The 20949-nt window shown below is 70.2% G+C and carries 15 protein-coding genes; 7 read left to right on the top strand and 8 right to left on the bottom strand.

The window, feature by feature from the left end:
* Positions 1-212: 212 nt before the first annotated feature.
* From ACE3OG_RS06290 to ACE3OG_RS06265, 6 genes are all read left to right on the top strand, one after another.
* Positions 213-1541 (top strand): hypothetical protein, encoded by a 1329-nt coding sequence (locus ACE3OG_RS06290; RefSeq protein ID WP_374306809.1) that lies wholly within the window; start codon positions 213-215, stop codon positions 1539-1541.
* Between the two features lie 237 nt (positions 1542-1778).
* Positions 1779-4067 carry an FdhF/YdeP family oxidoreductase gene (locus tag ACE3OG_RS06285; RefSeq protein ID WP_374306807.1) on the top strand — a complete coding sequence of 763 codons (2289 nt, stop codon included), beginning with the start codon at positions 1779-1781 and terminating at the stop codon, positions 4065-4067.
* Positions 4068-4146: 79 nt separating this feature from the next.
* A complete protein-coding gene (locus ACE3OG_RS06280; RefSeq protein ID WP_374306805.1) occupies positions 4147-5406 on the top strand; it encodes an MFS transporter in 1260 nt (419 codons plus the stop codon).
* A 125-nt stretch (positions 5407-5531) separates the two neighbouring features.
* Entirely contained in the window at positions 5532-6473 is a 942-nt protein-coding gene (gene epsC / locus ACE3OG_RS06275) for a serine O-acetyltransferase EpsC (RefSeq protein WP_374306803.1), read from the top strand.
* Positions 6474-6717: 244 nt separating this feature from the next.
* On the top strand, positions 6718-7680 hold the full coding sequence (locus ACE3OG_RS06270) for an AEC family transporter (RefSeq protein ID WP_374306801.1): 963 nt from the start codon (positions 6718-6720) through the stop codon (positions 7678-7680).
* Between the two features lie 122 nt (positions 7681-7802).
* The gene (locus tag ACE3OG_RS06265) at positions 7803-8795 is read left to right on the top strand and encodes a catalase family peroxidase (protein ID WP_374306799.1); all 993 of its coding nucleotides are present in this window, start codon (positions 7803-7805) and stop codon (positions 8793-8795) included.
* Between the two features lie 22 nt (positions 8796-8817).
* Here ACE3OG_RS06265 and ACE3OG_RS06260 read toward each other — a convergent pair whose 3' ends face one another.
* The 5 genes from ACE3OG_RS06260 to aroB all read right to left on the bottom strand — a co-directional run bounded on the left by ACE3OG_RS06260 (position 8818) and on the right by aroB (position 14628).
* Positions 8818-9564: a YebC/PmpR family DNA-binding transcriptional regulator gene (locus ACE3OG_RS06260; RefSeq protein WP_374306797.1), complete on the bottom strand. Its 747-nt coding sequence runs from the start codon at positions 9562-9564 to the stop codon at positions 8818-8820.
* Between the two features lie 137 nt (positions 9565-9701).
* The gene (locus ACE3OG_RS06255) at positions 9702-10394 is read right to left on the bottom strand and encodes a glutathione binding-like protein (protein WP_374306795.1); all 693 of its coding nucleotides are present in this window, start codon (positions 10392-10394) and stop codon (positions 9702-9704) included.
* A 48-nt stretch (positions 10395-10442) separates the two neighbouring features.
* Positions 10443-11366, bottom strand: coding sequence for an RNA polymerase sigma factor RpoH (gene rpoH, locus ACE3OG_RS06250; protein WP_374306793.1), 924 nt, complete (start codon positions 11364-11366; stop codon positions 10443-10445).
* A 386-nt stretch (positions 11367-11752) separates the two neighbouring features.
* Positions 11753-12766 (bottom strand): RluA family pseudouridine synthase, encoded by a 1014-nt coding sequence (locus ACE3OG_RS06245; protein ID WP_374306791.1) that lies wholly within the window; start codon positions 12764-12766, stop codon positions 11753-11755.
* Positions 12767-12825: 59 nt separating this feature from the next.
* Positions 12826-14628: a 3-dehydroquinate synthase gene (aroB, locus tag ACE3OG_RS06240; RefSeq protein ID WP_374306789.1), complete on the bottom strand. Its 1803-nt coding sequence runs from the start codon at positions 14626-14628 to the stop codon at positions 12826-12828.
* 256 nt (positions 14629-14884) lie between these two features.
* Between aroB and ACE3OG_RS06235 the strand changes: the two genes are divergently transcribed.
* Positions 14885-15631, top strand: coding sequence for an OmpW family protein (locus ACE3OG_RS06235; protein ID WP_374306787.1), 747 nt, complete (start codon positions 14885-14887; stop codon positions 15629-15631).
* 120 nt (positions 15632-15751) lie between these two features.
* Here the strand turns inward: ACE3OG_RS06235 and ACE3OG_RS06230 are convergent, their stop codons facing one another.
* From ACE3OG_RS06230 to ACE3OG_RS06220, 3 genes are all read right to left on the bottom strand, one after another.
* Positions 15752-17941, bottom strand: a complete 2190-nt coding sequence (locus tag ACE3OG_RS06230; protein ID WP_374306785.1) for a glycogen debranching N-terminal domain-containing protein — start codon at positions 17939-17941, stop codon at positions 15752-15754.
* A 78-nt stretch (positions 17942-18019) separates the two neighbouring features.
* Positions 18020-19153, bottom strand: a complete 1134-nt coding sequence (locus tag ACE3OG_RS06225; RefSeq protein ID WP_374306783.1) for a glycosyltransferase family 4 protein — start codon at positions 19151-19153, stop codon at positions 18020-18022.
* Between the two features lie 182 nt (positions 19154-19335).
* The coding region (locus ACE3OG_RS06220; protein WP_374306781.1) for a tetratricopeptide repeat protein at positions 19336-20949 on the bottom strand (1614 nt) is incomplete at its 5' end.

Below are 20949 nucleotides of genomic sequence, written 5' to 3'. Positions count from 1 at the left end.
CGTTAAGCATGGGAGGAAGTTTTCAGGATCCTGATCAGGATTGGTCACCTTTATGGGCTTATTCGTCAAGCCCTGCGCGCGCCTCATCGGCAAAGATCAGCCACAATTGCGCAGTCTTAATGGGCGTTAAGATTTACGGCGCAGCTTCCGGTCGGCCGGATGCGCGTCTTTTAGCCGATATTCGAACGGACTAATCCGAAGGGGTCGTAACCATGGGCGAGCCAGCTTCCAAGCGCCAGCCGCTGATCGATCTGTACGATTTCGAGCGCCGCATGCGCGCCGGCGCGCCGGCCGCAGGGGCCGAGCCGGCCGCGGCGCCGATCGGCGGCGACTTCGCGGAGATCGAGGCGGCTCTCCTGCGCGCGGCGAGCGGCTTCGATCCGGCGGCGGCGCTCGCCGACGCGGACGCGCCGCGCGAGCCCCGCGAGGCCGCGCAGGATCCGCGCTCCGGCCTGACCTCCGATCTCCCGGACGCCGCCCCGATCGAGTTGCGCGCGAGCCGCGCGCAGGACGACGACGACGATTTCGCCGCCGCGCCCTTCGCCGCCGTCCCCTTCGCCGACGACGCCGCTCCCGTGGATGCGTTCGACGGCGGATTTTCGCCGCTGCGCGGCCATACGCTCGGCGTCGACGCCTTCGACGAGCCTTTGCTGCGTCAGGCGGCGTCCGACCATTTCGTCTATGTCGACGACGCCGCCGTCGCGGGCGAGGCCGGGCTCTATGAGGAGAAGCGTTCGCGCCTGCCGCTCTACATCATGGCGACGGTGGCCATCGCCGGCGCCGTCGGCATGATCGCCAGCACGGCGTTCAAGCGCGAGGCGCCTGATTCGGCGGCTCTGATGGCGAACGTCTCGTCCGAGGCCCAGGCTCCGGCGCAGACGGCCGCCGCGCCGCAGGCCGAAACGCCCGCCGAGCCGGCCGCTCCGGCGCCGCAACAGGCGGCCGAGGCCGCGCCGCCCGCCGTCGCCCCCCATGACGAGGCGCGCGCCGAGGCGCCGGCCGCCGCCGTTGCGCCTGTCGTCGCCGCGCCCGCCGTCGCCGCCGCGAGCCTCCTCGCCCCGCCGCCCTATGGCGCGCCGGACGGCGCGCCCGTCGCCCTGACGCCTTCGACGCCCGAGCCGAAGCTCGTGAAGACCGCCGCGGTGCGCCCCGACGGCGCGATCGTCAAGCCCGCCGTCCACGCCGCGGCCGAGCCGGTCAAGCCCGAGGCGGCCAGGCCGGCGGCCAAGCCCGTCAAGACGGCGGCCCTGCCGCCGCCGCGCCCCGCCCAGATCGCCTCCGCGGAGAAGCCGGCCAAGGCGGCGAGGGCCCACGACGCCGCCAGGGCCGAGGCTCGCGCCAGGTCCGCGCAGCCGGCGCCGGCCGCCGCCGAGCCCGCGCCCGCGCCCGTCGAGCAGGCCGCGGCGCCCGAGATCGCGCCGACGACGCCCAAGCCCGCTCCGCTCGCCTTCGTCGACAATGCGGTGAGCTCGATCACCGGGGCGACCAGCAAGATTTTCGACTGGGGCCGCACCACGGCCGCCAATCTGGCGCATAACTGATCTTCGTTAATTCCGGCGGCGCCCGCGCGCCGCCGGACACGGACTCCGGACGGCATGACCGCGGCGCAGGCTGGGTCATGCTTTTTTTTGGCGAGGCGCGATCGGCCGCCCGCTCCCTCCATCTCATCGCTCACGCTCTGGAAAGGACGCTGGCGCCGCGGCGCACGGGCGCATGTTGCGGCGCTGCGAGTAATGCTAAGGTTTGATCGCGATCAAACCGCGTGAGGAGCAGACGATATGAGCAAGGCGGATCCGCCTGGCGTGAAGCCCTATGATGGGCCGGCTGGTGGTTGGGGAGCGCTGAAAGCCGTCGCCAACGCCATACGGGAGCAGACCGCCGTCGCCTCCGACGTGCGCGCCCTGCTCAAGGCGAATCAGCCGATGGGGTTCGACTGCCCTGGCTGCGCCTGGCCGGACCCTGACCATCGCTCCTCCTTCGAATTCTGCGAGAACGGCGCGAAGGCGGTCGCATGGGAGGCGACGGCGCGCCGCGCGCCGCCGGAGTTTTTCGCCGCCCATTCCGTGTCCGAGCTCTGGGGCTGGTCGGACTTCGAGCTCGAGGCGCAGGGCCGGCTCACCCATCCGATGGCCTACGACGCGGCGAGCGACCGCTACCTGTCGATCTCCTGGGACGAGGCCTTTGCGCGGATCGGCGTCGCGCTGCGGGCGCTGCCGGACCCGAACATGGCTGAGTTCTACACCTCGGGACGCGCCTCGAACGAGGCGGCCTTCCTCTATCAGCTGTTCGTGCGCGAGTTCGGAACAAACAATTTTCCCGACTGCTCGAACATGTGCCACGAGGCGACGAGCGTCGGGCTGCCGGAGTCGATCGGCGTCGGCAAGGGCACGGTGACGCTCGAGGACTTCGACCACTGCGACGCCATCTTCTGCGTCGGCCACAATCCCGGCACCAACCATCCGCGCATGCTCGCCACGCTGCGCGAGGCGGCGCGGCGCAAGGTGCCGATCGTCGTGTTCAACCCGCTGCGCGAGCGTGGCCTCGAGCGCTTCGCCTCGCCGCAGGACCCGTTCGAGATGCTCACCCTGCGCTCGACGGAGATCGCCTCGTCCTATTATCAGCTGAAGGTCGGTGGCGACCTCGCCATGCTGAAGGGGATGATGAAAGCCGTGCTGGCGCTCGACGCCGCCGACCTCGCGCGCGGCGGGAAGGGCGTCCTCGACCGGACGTTCATCGCCGAGAACACGGAAAGTTTTTCGGCGATCGAGGCCGATCTCGCCAGCGTCGAATGGGACGAGATCGAGCGCCGCTCGGGCCTCGCCAGGAGCGACGTCGAGGCGGCGGCCGAGGTCTACGCGAAGGCCGAGCGCGTCATCGTCTGCTACGGCATGGGGATCACCCAGCATCTCGACGGCGTCGCCAACGTCCAGCATCTCGCCAATCTCCTGCTGCTGCGCGGCAATCTCGGGCGCAAGGGGGCAGGAATCTGCCCGCTCCGCGGCCATTCCAACGTGCAGGGCGACCGCACCGTCGGCGTCACCGAAATTCCGACCGAGGCCTTCCTCGCGCGGCTCGACGCGGCGTTCGGCGTCACGTCGCCCCGGACCAAGGGCAACAACGCCGTCGAGACGGTCGAGGCGATCCGCGACGGGCGCTCCAAAGCCATCGTCTGCCTCGGCGGCAATCTCGCCGTCGCGATGCCGGACCCCGAGGCGACCTTCGCGGCCATGCGCAAGCTCGACCTCGCCGTTCATATCGCGACCAAGCTCAACCGCAGCCATCTTATCCTCGCCAGAGAGTCGATCCTCCTGCCTTGCCTCGGGCGCACCGAGGTCGACATGCAGGAGGGCGGGCCGCAATGCGTGACCGTCGAGGATTCGATGTCCGTAGTGCACGCCTCGCGCGGCGGCCTCGCGCCCGCCTCGGAGCATCTGCGCTCCGAGCCGGCGATCGTCGCGGGGATCGCCAAGGCGAGCCTGCCGGCGACAAAGGTCGACTGGGACTTCCTCGTCGCCGACTACGGCCGCATCCGCGACCGGATCGAAGAGGTCTTCCCGGAGTTCTTCGACTTCAACGCGCGCGTCGCCAGGCCCGGCGGCTTCAGGCTCGACGTAGCGGCCTCGCGGCGCGAATGGCTCACGCCTTCGGGCAGGGCCCGGTTCATCGTCGCGCCGGGGCTTGGGCGCGCCGATCGCCCGACGCCCGACGTGCTGCTGCTCACGACGATCCGCAGCCACGACCAGTACAATACGACCATCTACAGCCTCAACGACCGATACCGCGGCGTCACCGGCCGGCGCGACGTCGTCTTCGTCAACCCGGAGGACCTCGCGGCGCTCGGCCTCGCCCACGGCGACCTCGTCGACGTCGTCGCCGTCCCGGCGGGCGAGGGCGAAGCCGCGCGGGCGCTGCGCGGCCAGACGGCGGTCGCCTTTCCGATCGCGAAAGGCTCGGTCGCCGCCTATTACCCGGAGGCGAACGGCCTCATCGCGCTCGCCGCCTACGATCACACAAGCGGCACTCCGGCCTATAAATCCGCGCCGGTGCGGCTCAGGGCGCACGCCTGACCAACGGCGAAGCTTGCTTTTTCGCGTTCGGCGGGGAAAGCCGTCATGCTTTCCTCGCCGAAGGAGCCGAACCGCCGCGATGGACGATTTCGCGCCGAAGACCATCGAGATCCCGCTTTGGCGCCAGCGCGACATGCGCCTGTTCGTCGGCGTTCGGCTCGCGCTCATCGTCTCCATGCAGATGCAGACGGTGGCGATCGGCTGGTCGCTCTACGCGCTCACCAACGATCCGATGAGCCTCGGGCTCGCCGGCCTCGTCGAATTCGTCCCGTCGATCCTGTTCATGCTGTGGACCGGCGCGGCGGCGGATCGGCTCGACCGCCGCCGCCTCGTCGCCGCGAGCGCGCTCGCGCTCGGCCTCGCGTCCTTCGCCCTGATGGCGGCGATCCTGGCGCCCGCGCCGCGCGTCGGCTTCGTCTACCTGATCATCTTCGCCGTCGGGACGGCTCGCGCCTTCGCGCTGCCGGCGCTCGCCGCGCTGCTTCCGAACATCGTGACGCCGGTCGAGCTCACGCGCGCCGTGGCGCTGACCTCCTCCTCGCTGCAGGCGGCGATCATCGTCGGGCCGGCCATCGGCGGCGCGCTGCTGGCCTTCGACGAGACGGCGCTGTTCGCGCTCGCCGCCGTGCTCAACCTCGCCGCCGCGGCGATGGCCCTCAGCCTGCGCCCGCGCGCCGAAGAGGCGGGCGATCCTTCGCCTGAGAAGGGGCTCGCCGCGCTGCTCGGCGGCCTCTCCTTCCTGCGCGCCAATCCGACGCTTCTCGGCGCGATCTCCCTCGACCTCTTCGCCGTGCTGTTCGGCGGCGTGACGGCGCTTCTGCCGATTTTCTCGCGCGACATTCTGAACGCCGGCCCGCTCGGGCTCGGCCTGCTGCGCGCCTGCCCGGCGATCGGCGCCATCTCGATGGGAATTTTCCTCTCCCGCCGCCCGCTGCGGCGCAGGATCGGGCCTATCCTGTTCGGATCCGTCGCGGCCTATGGCGCGGCGACGATCCTGTTCGCGCTGTCGGCGAGCCTCGCGCTTTCGGCCTTCGCCATGATCCTCGTCGGCGGCTTCGACATGCTGAGCATGGTGATCCGGATGAGCGTGGTGCAGCTCGGCGCGCCGGACGCCATGCGCGGGCGCGTCAACGCCATCAATTATGTGTTCATCGGCGCCTCGAACCAGCTCGGCGAGTTCGAGTCGAGCGTGCTCGCCTCCTTCTTCGGCGCGCGCGCGTCGGCCATCCTCGGCGGCGCCGCGGCGATCGGCGTCGTCGGGCTCTGGTCCGTCCTGTTTCCCGAGCTGCGGCGCGCCGACCGCATGCCGCAGGGCGCGGCCGCCGGCCGATCGGGCTGACGCCGGCAGGCTGGAGGACGTCTTGCGCAGCCGGTCGCCGCGGCGCAAAAAACTCTACAAGAACGATGGAAATAGGTCTAAATAGCGCGAAAACGCCCGTTTCGCCGCATTCGAAAGAGCGCGCCATGAGCCCATTCAAGAAGATCGTCCCTGTTCGCCAGGATCATGTGAACTGGAGCCTTTCGCCGATCGTCGCGGCCCTGCGGGATTTGCGCGCCAGCGACAGGGAAGGCCGCGAGACGCCCTGCAAGCTGCCGTCGAGAAGGGCGCTCGTCCGCGTCATGGAGGGCTTCGGCGCGGTCCTGTTCCCGAACCGGCTCGGCCATTGCGAGCTGACGCATGAGGGCGTCGATTTCTTCGTCGGCCACACGCTCGACCTCACCCTTAGCGCGCTTCTGCGCCAGATCCGCCTGGAGTTCACCTTCGCCAACCCGGACGCGGCGGCGCTCGAGCCTGACGCGGACCACGCGGCGCCGCTCGTCGCGACGCTGGCCAAGGCCCTGCCGAAGATCCGCGCCCTGCTCGACAGCGACATCCGCGCCGCCTACGCCGGCGATCCCGCCGCGCGCTCGATCGACGAGGTGCTGATCTGCTATCCGGGCGTCGTCGCCATCCTGCATCATCGCATCGCCCATGAGCTCTACCGGCTCGGCGCGCCGCTGATCGCCCGCATGATCGCCGAGATCGCCCATTCGCAGACCGGCGTCGACATCCATCCCGGCGCGACCATCGACGAAAGCTTCTTCATCGACCACGGCACCGGCGTGGTCATCGGCGAGACGGCGATCATCGGCAAGCGCGTGCGCATCTATCAGGCGGTCACCCTCGGCGCCAAGCGCTTCGAGACCGACGCGGAGGGGGCCCTCGTCAAGGGCGGCGCGCGTCATCCGGTCGTCGAGGACGACGTCGTCATCTACGCCGGCGCGACGATCCTCGGACGCGTCACCATCGGCGCCGGCTCCTCGATCGGCGGCAATGTCTGGCTGACCCGCTCCGTGCCGCCGGGAAGCATGATCTCGCAGGCGCAGGTGCGCTCCGAGCAGTTCCACGACGGCGGGGGCATCTAGGCGGATCGGCCCGCCATAACGCCTTGTTTTAACGAAAGTTGCCAACACGCGAATTTGCATGTTCGCTGAAAATTCGCTACAGCGCCCGCTCGAGATGACGCACAGTCCGCGGAGCGGGCGCCGGGATCGCGGGCGCAGGCTATAGCCGGCGAGGAAGCAGCCGGCGGCCGCGCCGTTCCCGCAGCCTGAGCCCGCGCGCGCAGAGCCGAACGAGCCATGTCCAACACGCCATGTTGAGCGCCGCATGTTGAGCGCTCTCGGCGTCGTCGCGCCGATCTTCGCCCTGATCGGCGCGGGCTTCCTCGCGCGCCGCCTCGACGCGCTGGGGCCGCACGCCTCGCGGGAGCTCAACCGCTTCGTCGTCTTCCTCGCGCTCCCGGCCTTGCTGTTCGACGTCATGGCGAACGTGCACGCCGCGCAGATCTGGCGGCCGAACTTCATCGGCGCCTTCGGCCTCGCCGTGTCGATCGTCTTCGCCGCCGTCGTCGCCGCGCGCGTCCTTCGGGGCGGCGCGCTCGCCGACGCCTCGCTCGACGGGCTCAGCGCCGGCTATGGCAACACCGGCTACGTCGGCCTGCCGCTCGGCCTGATCGCGCTCGGGCCGCAGAGCCAGCCGCTCATCATCATCGCCATGCTGTTCACCGCCTGCCTGATGTTCGGCGTCGCGATCGTCCTCATCGAGATCGACGTGCAGGACGGAGCGCGGCTCGGGCGCCTCGTCTTCAAGGTGCTGTCCTCGCTGGCGCGCAATCCGCTCGTCGTCGCTCCGGTCGCGGGCGGAGCGCTGAACGCCGCGGGCCTTGCGCCGCCGTCCGAGGTCGAGGCGGCCGTCAGGCTGCTCGGCGCCGCCGCTTCGCCCTGCGCGCTGGTCGCGCTCGGACTGTTCTTCGCCGGTCCGAGGGCGAAAGAAGCCAAGTCCCGTCCGCTCGCGCGCGGCCGCGGGGAGACCGCGACGATGGCCGCCTTTCTCGCGCTGAAGCTCCTCGCCGCGCCGGCGCTGTGCTTTCTGTTCGCTTCACGCCTGTTCCCGCTCGATCCAGCCGCGACGCGCGTCGCAGTGCTGATGGCTGCGCTGCCGACGGGGACGGGGGCCTTCATGCTGGCCGAATATTACGGCCGCGAGATCGATCTCTCCTCGAAGGTCATGCTCGCCTCGACGGCGGCCTCGATCCTGACCCTGTCCGCCTATCTCGCCGTCTCCGGCTGACGCCGGCGCGCCGGAAAAAATAATAAGACGTTTTCGGGCGGGCGAAATTTAGCTTGCCGGCCGCTGTTTCCTGTCTCCATTCTGGCCTGGCCGGCGAACGGCCGGCCGACGGAGGCGCTCCAATGTCGTTGAGAAAAACCCTGCCGGTGCTCGCCGCGGCGCTCGCCCTCGCCGCCTTCCCCGCCCGCGCGCAAGACAATTCGTCCGATCCGGACGTCGCGACCAAGCTCGTCGACACGATGAACAAGCTCTTCGGCCAGCATGCGGGCTTCCGCGCCAACCACGCCAAGGGCGTCGTCGCGACCGGAACCTTCGTCGGCGCGCCGGAGGCCGCCTCGCTCTCCCGCGCGTCGCTCTTCTCGGGCGCGAAAATTCCGGTGGTCGCGCGCTTCTCCAACGCCACCGGCCTGCCGGCCGTGCCGGACGGCGCCGGCGACGCCAATCCGCATGGCCTCGCCGTCAAGTTCACGCTTCCCGACGGAAGCGAGACGGACATGGTGACGAATTCGCTGCCCTTCTTCCCGGTGCGCACCGGCGAGGAGTTCCTCGCCCTGCTGACCGCCGTCGGGTCAAGCCCGAAGGACGCGCCGAAGCCCACGCCGCTCGAGACTTTCGTCGCGGGCCACCCGAGCGTTCCGGCGGCGCTCGGCGCGCTGCGCACGCCCGACAGCTATCTCCACGAGCAATACAACGGCGTCAACGCCTTCATCCTCGTCAACAAGGACGGCGCGCGCCAGGCCGCGCGCTACGTCTTCGCGCCGCAGGAGGTCGTCCATCTCGAAGCCGCCGACGCCGCGCAAAAGCCGGCCGATTTCCTCGCCGACGACCTCGCCGCGCGCCTCAGGCAGGGCCCGGGGACGTTCACGCTGAAGGCGCAGCTGGCCGAGCCCGGCGACGACATCCTCGACGGCTCGAAGCCCTGGCCGAAGGAGCGCAAGCTCGTGACGCTCGGAACGCTGACGATCGAGGCGCTCTCGCCCGACAGCCTCGAGGCCCAGAAGAAGCTGCTGTTCCTGCCCGGCGCCCTGACCGACGGGATCGAGCCCTCGGGCGATCCGCTCGTCGACGTGCGCGACGGCGCCTACGCCGTGTCCTTCGCGCGCCGCAACCCGTAAGGATCGTCCGGCGCGCGCCGGATCAGCCTTCGAGCCTGGCGACGAGCGCGTCGGAGACCTCGTAATTGGCGTAGACGTTCTGCACGTCGTCATTGTCCTCGAGCAGGCCGATGAGGCGCAGCACCTTCTCGCCGGTCTCGTCGTCCAACATGATCGTGTTCTGCGGGCGCCAGACGAGCTTGGCGGCCGCGGCCTCGCCGAACTTCGCCTCGAGCGCCTGCGCCACGTCGCGCAGCGAATCCATCGCCGTGAAGATCTGGTGCGTCTCCGCGTCCGACTGGACGTCGTCGGCGCCGGCGTCGATCGCCGCCTCGAGCATCGCCTCCTCGGACGCCGCCTTGGCCGGATATTCGATCAGCCCGACATGGTCGAACATGAAGGAGACGGCGCCCGTTTCGGCGAGCGAGCCGCCGACCTTGGTGAAATAGGAGCGCACCTCGCCCGCCGTGCGGTTGCGGTTGTCGGTCAGGGCCTCGACGATGACCGCGACGCCGCCGACGCCGTAGCCCTCATAGCGCACCTCGTCATAATTCTCGCCGTCGGCGGCCGACGCCTTCTTGATGGCGCGCTCGATATTGTCCTTCGGCATGTTCTCCGCGCGCGCGGCGAGCACGGCGGCGCGCAGACGGGCGTTCATGGCGGGGTCGGGCAGGCCGAGCTTCGCCGCGACGGTGATTTCGCGCGCGAGCTTGGAGAAGAGCTTGGAGCGGATCGCGTCCTGCTTGCCCTTCTTGTGCATGATGTTCTTGAACTGGCTATGTCCGGCCATGCCCCTTGCGCCTCTTTGAACCGCGCCTCTTTGAAGACGCGCGGACGCCGGCCCGCTCGGAGCGGACCGACGCGAAATGTCGATGAGGGGCGATGCTATAGGACGGGCGGCGCCGGAAATAAAGCCGGCCGCGCCGGCTAGCCGCGCGCGCCGCCGAACAGGATCGCGCGCGAGCGCGCGTCGCTCACGCTCGGGGCCGTATTGACCGAGGCCGCGACTTCATAGGCTCGGACCGTCGCCGGCCGCGCGGCGACCGCCTCGAACCAGCGCTTGAGGTTCGGGAAGGCTTCGAGATCCTGGCCCTGGTCGCGATGCGGGACGATCCACGGATAGATCGCCATGTCGGCGATGGTGTAGTCCTCGCCCGCGACGAAGGCGCGCCCGTCGAGCCTTCGGTCGAGCACGCCGTAGAGGCGCGTCGTCTCGCGCACGTAGCGCTCGATGGCGTAGGGAATCTTCTCGGCCGCGTATTTGTTGAAATGGTGGTTCTGGCCGGCCATCGGCCCGAGGCCGCCCATCTGCCAGAACAGCCATTCGAGCGTTTCGACGCGCCCGCGCAGGCCGGGCGCGATGAAGCGGCCGGTCTTTTCGGCGAGATAAAGCAGGATGGCGCCGGATTCGAACACGCTGACCGGCGCGCCGCCGTCCTGCGGCGCGTCGTCGACGATCGCCGGAATGCGGTTGTTGGGCGAAATCTTCAGGAATTCGGGGTCGAACTGCTCGCCCTCGCCGATATTGACCGGGCGAACCCGGTAGGGAAGCCCCGCCTCCTCGAGGAAGAGCGTGATCTTGTGGCCGTTCGGCGTCGTCCAGTAATGAAGGTCGATCATCGCCTGTCTCCGAAGGCGGGCGGCGGCCGGACGCCGCGCGGCTTCAGGCTAGGGCGCGGCGGAGCCGGCGATCTGCGGCGTCTTGGCGGCCTCGATCTTGGCGGCGGCCTCGAGCTTGGCGACGCCCGCCTTGACCGCCGTCTGCACCTTCTCGAAGGCGCGCACCTCGATCTGGCGCACGCGCTCGCGCGAGATGTCGAACTCGTCCGACAGCGCCTCGAGCGTCATCGGATCGTCGGACAGGCGGCGCGCCTCGAAGATGCGCCGCTCGCGGTCGTTGAGCACGCCGAGCGCCGAATGCAGCGCGCCGAGGCGGTTGTCGGTCTCCTCGCGGTCGGCGAGCATCTTCTCCTGGCTCGCGCCGTCGTCGACGAGCCAGTCCTGCCACTCGCCGTCGCCTTCCTCGCGCAGCGGCGCGTTGAGCGAGGCGTCGCCGGACATGCGGCGGTTCATGTCGATGACGTCCTGCGCGGGCACGCCGAGCTTGGTCGCGATGGCGTCGACGTGTTCGGGGCGCAGGTCGCCCTCCTCGAGCGCCGAGATCTGCGCCTTCATCTTGCGCAGGTTGAAGAAGAGCTTCTTCTGGCTCGCGGTGGTGCCCATCTTCACGAGCGACCAGGAGCGCAGGATATACTCTTGAATCGACGCCCTGATCCACCACATGGCGTATGTCGCGAGACGAAAGCCCTTGTCGGGCTCGAAGCGCTTCACGGCCTGCATCAGGCCGACATTGCCTTCGGAGACGACTTCGGCGATCGGCAGGCCATAGCCCCGATAGCCCATGGCGATCTTGGCGACGAGACGAAGATGGGAGGTGACGAGCTTGTGCGCGGCGTCGGGATCGGCGTGCTCGCGCCAGCGCTTGGCCAGCATATATTCCTCTTGCGGCTCCAGCATCGGGAACCGCCTGATTTCATTCAGATAGCGGGCGAGGCCACTCTCGCCCGAGATCATCGGCAGCGCTGCGCTCATCTTGTCCCTCCGGTCGGACCCCCGCGCTCGGCGGGCCGCCCGCGCGACGCTCAAGACGAGCCGACGCGCGGTTCTCGAATATAGGGCGCCTGAATCAGGGCTAAAAGGGCCGGCAGATGCTGCGCCGCATTACATTTTCGCAACATCGGCGCCGGCGCGCGTCGGCGCGCGCAGAAAACATTCCGCCGAAAGCCCCCCATCATGCAGCTATACGTCGAAACCTGACGTTCGGTTGCATGTCTCCGGCGATTTTTCCCGGGCGGCTCTGCGTGCGGCCCGGCGGCGCCAAGTAAACGCTGCGTGAAAACTCGACGGCGTCCTTTTCGCGAGAGAGGGCGAAAAGGTTTCCCGCGGCGCGCTTGCGCCGGCCTTGCCCGCCGCGTCGGTCAGGAGTCGTCGCGCAGCGCGGCGGCGAGCGCCAGCATGTCCTGCGGCGGATCGCGCGAGAAATCGAGCTTCTCGCCGGTGACGGGGTGGTCGAAGCCGAGCGCGCGCGCATGCAGCGCCTGGCGCCCCAGCGCCTCCAGCGCCGCCCGCGCCCGCGGCCCGAGCTTGCCGGCCTTGCTGCGCAGCGACTGACCGTAGACGGGATCGCCGAGCAGCGGCAGCTTCAGGCTCGCCATATGCACGCGGATCTGGTGCGTGCGCCCGGTCTCCAGCCGGCAGCGGACGGCGCTCGCCTCGCGGCCCAGCGCCTCCTCGAGCCGCCAGTGGGTCACCGCCCGCCGGCCGGCGCCCTCGGCGACTATAGCGATTTTTTCGCGCGCGGCGGCGTGGCGGGCGAGCGGAGCGTCGACGACGCCCGCGGCGCGGGCGGGCCTGCCCCAGACGTAGGCGACATATTCGCGCTCGAGCCGGAGCGTGCGGCCGTGGTCGGCGAAGAGGCGGGCGAGCCCCTGATGCGCGAGGTCGGTCTTGGCGACCACCATGAGGCCGGAGGTGTCCTTGTCGAGCCGGTGCACGATGCCCGGCCGCCTGACGCCGCCGACGCCGGACAGGCTCTCGCCGCAATGGGCGAGCAGGGCGTTGACGAGCGTGCCGGCGCCGTGGCCCGCGCCGGGATGGACGACGAGGCCGGCCGGCTTGTCGAGCACGAGGAGATGGGCGTCTTCATAAAGGACGTCGAGCGGGATCGCCTCGGGCAGCGGCTCGGCCGGCTCCGGCTCGGGCAGCGCGAGCGCGACGATCTGTCCGGCGCGAAGGCTCTGGCTCGGCGTTCCGGACGCGCCGTCGACGCGCGCCGCTCCCGCCTCGATCAGCGCCTTGGCGCGCGAGCGCGACAGCGTGAGGCCGGCGTTCGAAGCCGCCAGCGCGAGCGCGCGGTCGAGCCTTTCGCCTTCGTCCTGCGGCGCGACGCGGAAGTGCAGGCTCGCGGCCGCCTCGGCGTCATTTTCGGCCAAAGGGACTCTCTTCGCCTCGAAGGGCGGGCGAGGCGCCCGCGAAACAGGATTAACGGCGCTCAGGCCGCGAGCTCGCGCTCCAGGAAGGCGCGCGCCGCGGAGGCGTCGACGCCCTTGGCGACGTGGCAGTCGCCGACGGCGCGCGCCAGCACGAAGGTGAGCTGGCCGCGCTCGACCTTCTTGTCCTGCGCCATCGCCTCGAGCATCGCCCCCGCGTCGACGGCGAGGCCGTCGATTTCGGCGACGCGCGTCGGCAGGCCGACGGCCGCAAGATGCGCGGCGACGCGCGCGGCGTCGGCGGCGGGGCAGAGGCCGAGCGCGACGGAGAAGCGGAAGGCGAGCGCCATGCCGATGGCGACGCCCTCGCCGTGCACGAGCCGCGCGCCGTCATAATGGTTGAGGCGTTCGAGCGCGTGGCCGAAGGTGTGGCCGAGATTGAGCAGCGCCCGCTCGCCGCTTTCGCGCTCGTCGCGGCCGACGATCGCCGCCTTCGCCCGGCAGCTCGTCGCTATGGCCCGCACGCGCGCCGGGCCGCCCGAGAAGACCTCGCGCCAGTTTTCCTCGAGCCAGGCGAAGAATGGCGCGTCGTTGATGAGGCCGTATTTGACGACCTCGGCGTAGCCGGCGCGGAATTCGCGCTCGGACAGGGTTTCGAGCGCGTCGGCGTCGGCGAGCACGAGCGAGGGCTGATGGAAGGCGCCGACGAGATTCTTGCCGTGGCGCGAATTGATTCCGGTCTTGCCGCCGACGGAGGAGTCGACCTGCGCGAGCAGGCTGGTCGGGATCTGCGCGAAGCCCATGCCGCGCCGCACGCTCGCGGCGACGAAGCCGGCGAGGTCGCCGACGACGCCGCCGCCGAGCGCGACGACGAAGTCGCCCCGCTCTAGCCTGGCGGCGAGGACCTCGTCGCAGACCCGCTCGAAGACGGCGTAGGACTTCGACCCCTCGCCCGCGGGGACGACGATCATGGCGTGACGCACGCCTGCCCGCCCGAGCGAGCGCTCGAGCCGCGGCAGATGCGCGGCGGCGACGTTCTCGTCGGTGACGACCGCGCAGGCGGCGCCGGGCGCGAGGCGGGCGAGGCAGGCGCCGGCCTCGTCGATGAGGCCGCGCCCGATCAGGATGTCGTAGGAGCGCGCGCCGAGGTCGACGCGCACGCTGGCGGAGGAGATGTCTTCGGTCGTTCGCGTCATTTCGCTCGTTCTTGCGGCGGCGGCTTCGCCCGCGGGCCCGTCGGGCTCGGCGCCGAAGGGGACGGGGTCGGGCGAGAAGCGCAGGTGGAACTCGATCGCCGACACGATCTCCTCGACGGCCGTCTCATGCGGCCCGTCGCGCGAGACGACGGTGAGGTCGGCTTTCGCGTAATGCGGATAGCGCTCGGCGATCAGGGCGCGCATGGTCTTTTCGGCGTCCGGCCCCTGCAGCAGCGGCCGGTGTGAGCGCTTGCGCACGCGCCGCCAGAGCACGTCGGGCTCGGCCTTCAGCCAGACCGAGAGGCCGCTCGCGCGGATGCGGGCGCGCGTGCCCTCGTTGAGGAAGGCGCCGCCGCCCGTCGCGACGACGCGGGGCCCGTCCTCGAGCAGGCGGGCCACGACGCGCCGCTCGCCGTCGCGGAAGAAGGCCTCGCCATGCTTGGCGAAGATTTCCGAGATGGTCATGCCGGCGGCCGCCTCGATTTCGACGTCGGCGTCGACGAACGGCAGGCCGAGCCGCTGCGCGAGGCGGCGCCCGGACGACGACTTGCCGCAGCCCATGAAGCCGACGAGCACGATCGAGCGGCCCTTGAGCGCGTCGACCAGCGCGGCCGCGCGCCGGTCGCGCGGCCCCGTCCTGTCCGTGAGCGCGTCGGCGGCGGCTGTCATGGCCGGACCATAGATCAAGCGGCGCGAGAGCGAAACGGATTTGCGGCGGCGCCCGAAGACTTGTCGGGCCTTTTGCGAAAGGCCGGCGCGCCCGGCCAGCGGCCTCGTTGCAGCTTTGCAACAAGCCCGCGCGAACGCGCCGGACCCTCTGGCAAATTGATCCAAGTCAAATTTAAGTATTCCCAACGGCGTCATGGTCGCGCCATGAGCCGCTCCGGTCGGGGCCGGGCCGACCGACACTTATCTGGGGGATGTTATGAAAAGGTTCCTTCGCGGCGCGCTGGCCGCGCTGACGCTGGGCGGACTTGCGGGGGTCGCCTCCGCCGCCGACCTGCCGCCGCCCGCCGCCATCGAGACCGCTCCCCCGCCGGCGCCGTTCCATCCGTTCCAGATCCGCCTGCGTGCGGTCGGCGTGCTGCCCGAGAGCGGCGGCTCGCTCAGCACGGTTCCCGCCGGCGCCTTCGTCTCGAACGGCTTCAGCGCCTCGAATCAGGTGATCCCGGAGATCGACCTCAGCTATTTCTTCACGCCGAACTTCGCCATCGAGGCGATCTGCTGCGTGACCAAGCATAACCTCTACCTGTCCGGCGGCGCGCTCGACGGACAGAAGGTTGGCTCGAGCTGGCTGTTCCCGCCGACCGTGCTGCTGCAGTATCACTGGACGAATTTCGGCGCCTTCCAGCCCTACGTCGGCATCGGCGTCAACTACACGCATTATTTCTCGCAGCAGCCCGACTACGTGATCCTCAACACGGTGTCGATCGGCGACTCCTGGGGCATCGCCGGCCAGGTCGGCTTCGATTACATGATCAACGACCAGTGGGGCGTCAATTTCGACGTCAAGAAGATCATGATGAACCCGCGCGTGACCGCCACCGTCGCGCCGGGAACCGTCTCGATCCTCGGCCGCGCCAACATCAGCCCCTGGCTGGTCGGCGGCGGCGTGACCTTCCGCTTCGGCGGTCCGGCGGCGCCTGTCGCGCCGGTCGTCGCCAAATACTGAGGTCGGCGCTTACGGTTTCGCGAAGGATCGGCCGGGCGGGGGCTCAAGCCTTGATCCTGACGCGCAAGGGCGCATGGAAGGCGACTTCCATGCGCCTTTTTGCTTGCGCGCGGCGACGCGCTATTTGAGCAGCATGACCTTGAGCTCGCCCTTGCGCTCGAGAAGGCTCAAGGTGACGTCGTCGTCGCGCCGGTGCGCGCACACCTTCGCTTGCGCGTCGCCCACCGTGACCCGGGTCAGCGTCACCCAGTCGAGGAACTCCGGCATCAGCGGATCGACGAAGCGCGCGGAGCGCTCCTCGCAGCTGAGGCGCAGCCCGAGCGTCGCCTGCAGCAGGGCGAACGGCGTCGCCGCCGCCCAGGCCTGCGGCGCGCAGGCGACGGGATAGGCCGTCGGCCCGCGGTGCGGCTTGCGGCTGAAGCCGCAGAACAGCTCCGGCAGGCGGCGCAGGTCCTGATACGTTCCCGCCTCGAACATCGCCGAGAACACCTGCGCCGCCTCGCGCCCGAGGCCGTAGCGCGAAAAGCCCAGCGCGATGAGCGCATTGTCGTGCGGCCAGACCGAGCCGTTGTGGTAGGAGATCGGGTTGTAGCGCGTCTCCCCGGCGGCGAGCGTGCGGATCCCCCAGCCGCTGAAGAAGCTGCGTCCGAGCAGCGTGCGCGCCACTGTCTGCGCCCGTTCGGGCGTCGCGATCCCGGCGAACAGCGCGTGGCCGGCGTTCGAGGCGCGCACGCGGCAAGGTTTCTTCACGCCGTCGAGCGCGAGCGCGTAAAGCCCGAGGTCCTCCTGCCAGAAGCGCGCCTCGAAGGCCTCGCGCAGCGTCCGCGCCTCGCCGCGCAGGCGCTCGGCGCCGGCGTCGTCGCCGAGCGCCGAGGCGAGGTCGGCGGCGCGCGTCTTGGCGCCGTAGACATAGGCCTGCACCTCGCACAGGGCGATCGGCCCTTCCGCGAGGGCGCCGTCGGCGTGGAAGATCGAATCGTGCGAATCCTTCCAGCCCTGATTGGCGAGGCCGCGTTCGGTCTCGCGCCGATATTCGACGAAGCCGTCGCCGTCGCGGTCGCCGAACTCGTCGATCCAGGCGAGCGCCGCGCGGACGTTCGGCCAGATCGAACGGATGAAGGCGAGGTCGCCCGTGCGCTCGAAATACATGCCGGCCAGCATGACGAAGAGCGGCGTCGCGTCGACCGCGCCATAGTAGAGCCGGAACGGCACCTCGCCTAGCCGGGCCATCTCGCCGGCGCGCGTCTCATGCAGGATCTTGCCCGGCTCGGCGTCCGCCTCTGGGTCGAAACCCTGGGCCTGGGTCGCCGCGAGATAGGACAGCACGCCGCGCGCCACGGCCGGGTCGAGCCACAGCATCATCATCGCGGTGATGATCCCGTCGCGGCCGAACGGCGTCGAGTACCAGGGAATGCCGGCGTAAGGGTAGAGGCCGTGCGGCGTGCGCGACATCAGCATGTAGAGATCGGCGGTCGAGCGCCGGCACATCTCGTTGAACAGGTCGTTCGAGGACTCGACGGTCGCGATCGCCGCCGTCTTGGCCCTGATCGCGCGCCGCCGGTCGCGCAAAGCGCGCTGGAAATCCGAGATCTCGGGCGGCGCGCCCCCGCCGCAGCCGACGCTGACGAAGATGGAGCTGCGCTCGAAGGGGCCAAGATCGACGGCGAAGGAGGCCTGCCCGCCGTCGAGCGCGGCAGGCTGCGGCTGGAAGCGCAGGACGCTCTCGCGCGCGATCTGGTCGAGGCCCTCATAGACGAAGGAGATTTCGGACGGGGCGCGCTTGCGCAACAGCCGCCCGCGCCGCGCGCGGGTCGCGCCGCGCACCTCGAACAGGTCGCGGAAGTCGGCGCCGTAGCGGATGTCGATGCGGAACTGGCGGCGCGCGCCCTCGAAATTGCGGAAGCCGATGCGCTGGTAGAGCGCGCCGCGCCACAGGAAGGCGGTGCGCTCGATGAACACGCTGTCGCGCGGCAGCACGATCGCGCCCTCGACCGACACGTCGGGGTTGGCGAGGTCGACGGAGAGGGCGACGTTGTCGTCCTGGACGACCGAGCCCAACAGCAGCGGCCGCATCCCTTCGATCAGGAGTTGCAGGCTCGAGAGATGGCGGGTGTCGTTGAAATAGAGGCCCTGGGCCGACGCGCCGGCGACGCCGATGTCGCCGAACTCGTCGAAGACGGCGAAGGCGTCGCCGTGCTTCAGGACGCGCAGCTCGCTCTGGACGAGCGAGGTCGCGGTCTCGATGTAATGTTCGGGCAGCTCGATCGCCGCCTCATAGGCGGATTCGACGTGTCGCGCATGTTCGGTCAAGGCGCCGCTCCTTCGCGCATGACTAAGGGCGGCGGAGAGCGGGACGCCTCCGCCGCCGGTCCGTGAGGCCGCGCAACGCTAGAACAGGGCGGCCGCGGACGGCTCGCCCAACGCGTCGGGCGGAAAGGGCGGCGTCGGGCCGATCGGCGGGCCTGCGCGCTCTGCGCCCGGCGCGGCGAGCGGGGGGCGGCGAGCGAGCAGCGTGCGATAGGCGCCGACATAGGCCCTGGCCATCGTCGCGACGGTGAAGCGGCGCTCGAATTCGGCGCGGACCCGCGCGCGGTCGAGCCGCGAGACGGCCGCGACCGCCGCGACCGCCTCGTCCATCGAGGAGACGATCGCGCCGGTGACGCCGTCGGTCATCACTTCGGGGACGGAGCCGTTGCGCCAGGCGATCACCGGCGTTCCGGCCGACATCGCCTCGATCATCACGAGGCCGAACGGCTCGGGCCAGTCGATCGGGAAGAGCAGCGCCTGCGCGCCGCCGAGAAAGCCGCATTTCTGACGCTCGTCGATCTCGCCGATGAATTCGACGAGCGGATGATCGAGCAGGGGTTCGATCGTCGATTTGAAGTAATCGTGGTCGGCGGCGTCGACCTTGGCGGCGATCTTCAGCTTCACGCCGGCGCGCTTGGCGATCTCGATCGCGCGGTCGGGACGCTTCTCCCGCGAGATGCGGCCGAGGAAGGCGAGATAGTCGCCGCCCTCGGGATTGAACGGGCATACGTTCGCCGGCAGGCCGTGGCCGATCGTCGCCAGCCAGTTGGCCGATTTCGGCATCGGCCTGCGCTGCGCGTTCGAGATCGAGACGAGCGGCATCTCGGGATAGGCCTCGTAGAGCGGCATCGCGTCGGGCAGGTCGAGGCGCCCGTGCAGCGTCGTCAGGCATTTATGCGCGATGTCCTGGAACATCGCGTTGGGCAGGAGGTCGATGTGGAAGTGGATGACGTCGAAATCGTCGGCGCGCCGGCGCACCTTGCGCAGCATGGCGAGCGTGCTGCCGACGTGATCCTTGACGCCGGCGAGGCGCAGGCTCCGCGGCGCGCAGGGGACGAGCTCGGCGCGCGTGCGCGACTCGGCGCTCGCGAAAAGCGTGACGTCGTGGTTCTGCCGGACCAGTTCTTCCGCGAGCCACGAAACGACGCGCTCCGTGCCGCCGTACAGTTTCGGAGGCACGGCTTCGGCGAGCGGGGCGACGAGCGCGATGCGCATCGAGAGTCCTTTCGTTCGGAGATTGCTTCAGCAATGCTGCAGGCGCGCGGAAGTTCCGCAAGCTTTGCTGCGCCGCGCGAGCAACGCGCTCCGGCCGTCGGACGTTCGACTTGAACTGAACTTTGGCGCGCCGGCGAAGCGGCGCGGTGAAAGTTCTTTCGTAATATTATTCCGCGGACGCTTCACGCGCCGCCGAAATGCTTCTCCTCGACGATGGCCGAATCGAACATCACGTTGATCGCGCGCTTCAGCGCCGCGCGCTCGTCGTTGGTTGCGTAGACGCGCCGCGCGAGCGCGACGAAGCGCGCGTCGAAGCGGCCTTCGCGCTCACAGGCGCGCAGCTCGTCCTCGACCTCCCACAACGCCGCGTTCGCGCGCCTTAGCTCCGCCTCGAGCGCGCCGAGCCCGGCGCCCGCAAAGCCGCGCTCGGCGCGCAGACGGCGCAGCAGCGCGAGCTCGCGGCGCACGTTCGCGAGCTTGCCCGCGTCCGCGCCGGCGTCGGCGGCTTTCGCCTCCTTGATCTCGAGGATGACGATCTTGTCGATGAGCTCGCCGACGCCGGCGGGGATGAGCAGCGGCTCCGGCGGCCGGCCCGACGCGCGCAGCTTCTCGTGCGCGAGGGGCGCCGCCGCCGCGGCGATCTCCTCGAAGACGGGCGCCCAGTCGTCGCGCCGCGTCTGGCGAAACAGACGCATGGTCGGATACCAGGGCGAGTCGGCGCGGCGTTCGAGCCAGCGCCAGTCGGCGGCCTGGCGCAGCGCGAGGAAGGCGGGCCGCCCGAGCGCGCCGGCGAGATGGGCGATCGCCGTGTCGGAGGTCACGATCAGGTCGCAGGACTCCATCGCCGCGGCGCAGTCGATGAACGCGTCGGGCCCGGCGTCGTAGTCGGCGCCGAGGCGCTCGATCGCGAAAGCGCCGCAAGGCTGCGCTTCGAGCGCGTCCTCGCCGCGCATGAGGGAGATCAGCCGCGCGCCCTCGATCGCGGCGAGCGGCGCCAGCGCCGCGGGCGGGAAGCCGCGCTTCAGGTTGACGGCGCCGTTGCCGCGCCAGCACACGCCGACGCGAAAGCCGGCGGCGCCGATGCGCGCGGACCAGGCCGCCGCCGCCTGCGGCTCGGCGCGCAGATAGGCGCGTGCGGCCGGGACGCTCGAAAGCTCCGAGCCGAAAGCGCGCGGCAGACTCATGAGCGGGCAGGCGTAGTCATAAGCGGCGCCCGGCGCCGGCGCGTCGAGGAAGCGCGCGGCGAGGCCAAGGCCCGACAAAAGGCGGCGCATCGTCGGCCGGCAGACGAAATCGACCCGAGCCCCGCGCGCCTCGACGAGCGGCAGGTAGCGGCAGAACTGGATGAGGTCGCCGAGGCCCTGCTCGTCGTGGACGAGGATCGACCTGCCCGCAAGATCCTCGCCCGACCACAGCGGCGCCGGGCCGAGCGGCGGGCGCGGGGGCGCGTTGGCGCGGTCCCAGCGGCTTTCGAAATCCGCAAAGCCTTCGCGCAGGCGCCCCTTCAGCAGCAGCGCCCCGGCCCGATTGTTGCGCGCGTCGTGGAGATCGGGCTTGCGTTCGAGGGCGCGCTCGAAGCAGGCCAGCGCGCCGTCGGCGTCGCCGAGCTCCTTCAGCGCGACGCCGAGGCCGGAGAGCGCCTCCGCATAGTCCGGCTTGAACCGCAGCGCCTCGTCATAGGCTTTGACCGCCTCTTCGAGCCGGTCGAGCTCCTGCAGCACGTTGCCGCGGTTGAGCCAGACCTCCGGGGCGTCGGCCTTCGCCGCAAGCGCCGCGTCGAGCGCCTCGAGCGCCTG

The sequence above is a fragment of the Methylocella sp. genome, from assembly GCF_041905455.1.
GTDB lineage: Bacteria > Pseudomonadota > Alphaproteobacteria > Rhizobiales > Beijerinckiaceae > Methylocapsa.
The sequence above is the reverse complement of the archived record's forward strand: the minus strand, read 5'-3'. Positions and strand labels throughout refer to the sequence as shown.

What these genes read in the sequence shown, in the direction of transcription:
- ACE3OG_RS06280 (WP_374306805.1), top strand. Translation starts at nt 4,147, where the DNA reads ATGGACGATTTCGCGCCGAAGACCATCGAGATCCCGCTTTGGCGCCAG.
- ACE3OG_RS06260 (WP_374306797.1), bottom strand. Translation starts at nt 9,564, where the DNA reads ATGGCCGGACATAGCCAGTTCAAGAACATCATGCACAAGAAGGGCAAG.
- ACE3OG_RS06290 (WP_374306809.1), top strand. Translation starts at nt 213, where the DNA reads ATGGGCGAGCCAGCTTCCAAGCGCCAGCCGCTGATCGATCTGTACGAT.
- epsC (WP_374306803.1), top strand. Translation starts at nt 5,532, where the DNA reads ATGAGCCCATTCAAGAAGATCGTCCCTGTTCGCCAGGATCATGTGAAC.
- ACE3OG_RS06265 (WP_374306799.1), top strand. Translation starts at nt 7,803, where the DNA reads ATGTCGTTGAGAAAAACCCTGCCGGTGCTCGCCGCGGCGCTCGCCCTC.
- ACE3OG_RS06235 (WP_374306787.1), top strand. Translation starts at nt 14,885, where the DNA reads ATGAAAAGGTTCCTTCGCGGCGCGCTGGCCGCGCTGACGCTGGGCGGA.
- rpoH (WP_374306793.1), bottom strand. Translation starts at nt 11,366, where the DNA reads ATGAGCGCAGCGCTGCCGATGATCTCGGGCGAGAGTGGCCTCGCCCGC.
- ACE3OG_RS06225 (WP_374306783.1), bottom strand. Translation starts at nt 19,153, where the DNA reads ATGCGCATCGCGCTCGTCGCCCCGCTCGCCGAAGCCGTGCCTCCGAAA.
- ACE3OG_RS06270 (WP_374306801.1), top strand. Translation starts at nt 6,718, where the DNA reads ATGTTGAGCGCTCTCGGCGTCGTCGCGCCGATCTTCGCCCTGATCGGC.
- ACE3OG_RS06255 (WP_374306795.1), bottom strand. Translation starts at nt 10,394, where the DNA reads ATGATCGACCTTCATTACTGGACGACGCCGAACGGCCACAAGATCACG.
- ACE3OG_RS06285 (WP_374306807.1), top strand. Translation starts at nt 1,779, where the DNA reads ATGAGCAAGGCGGATCCGCCTGGCGTGAAGCCCTATGATGGGCCGGCT.
- aroB (WP_374306789.1), bottom strand. Translation starts at nt 14,628, where the DNA reads ATGACAGCCGCCGCCGACGCGCTCACGGACAGGACGGGGCCGCGCGAC.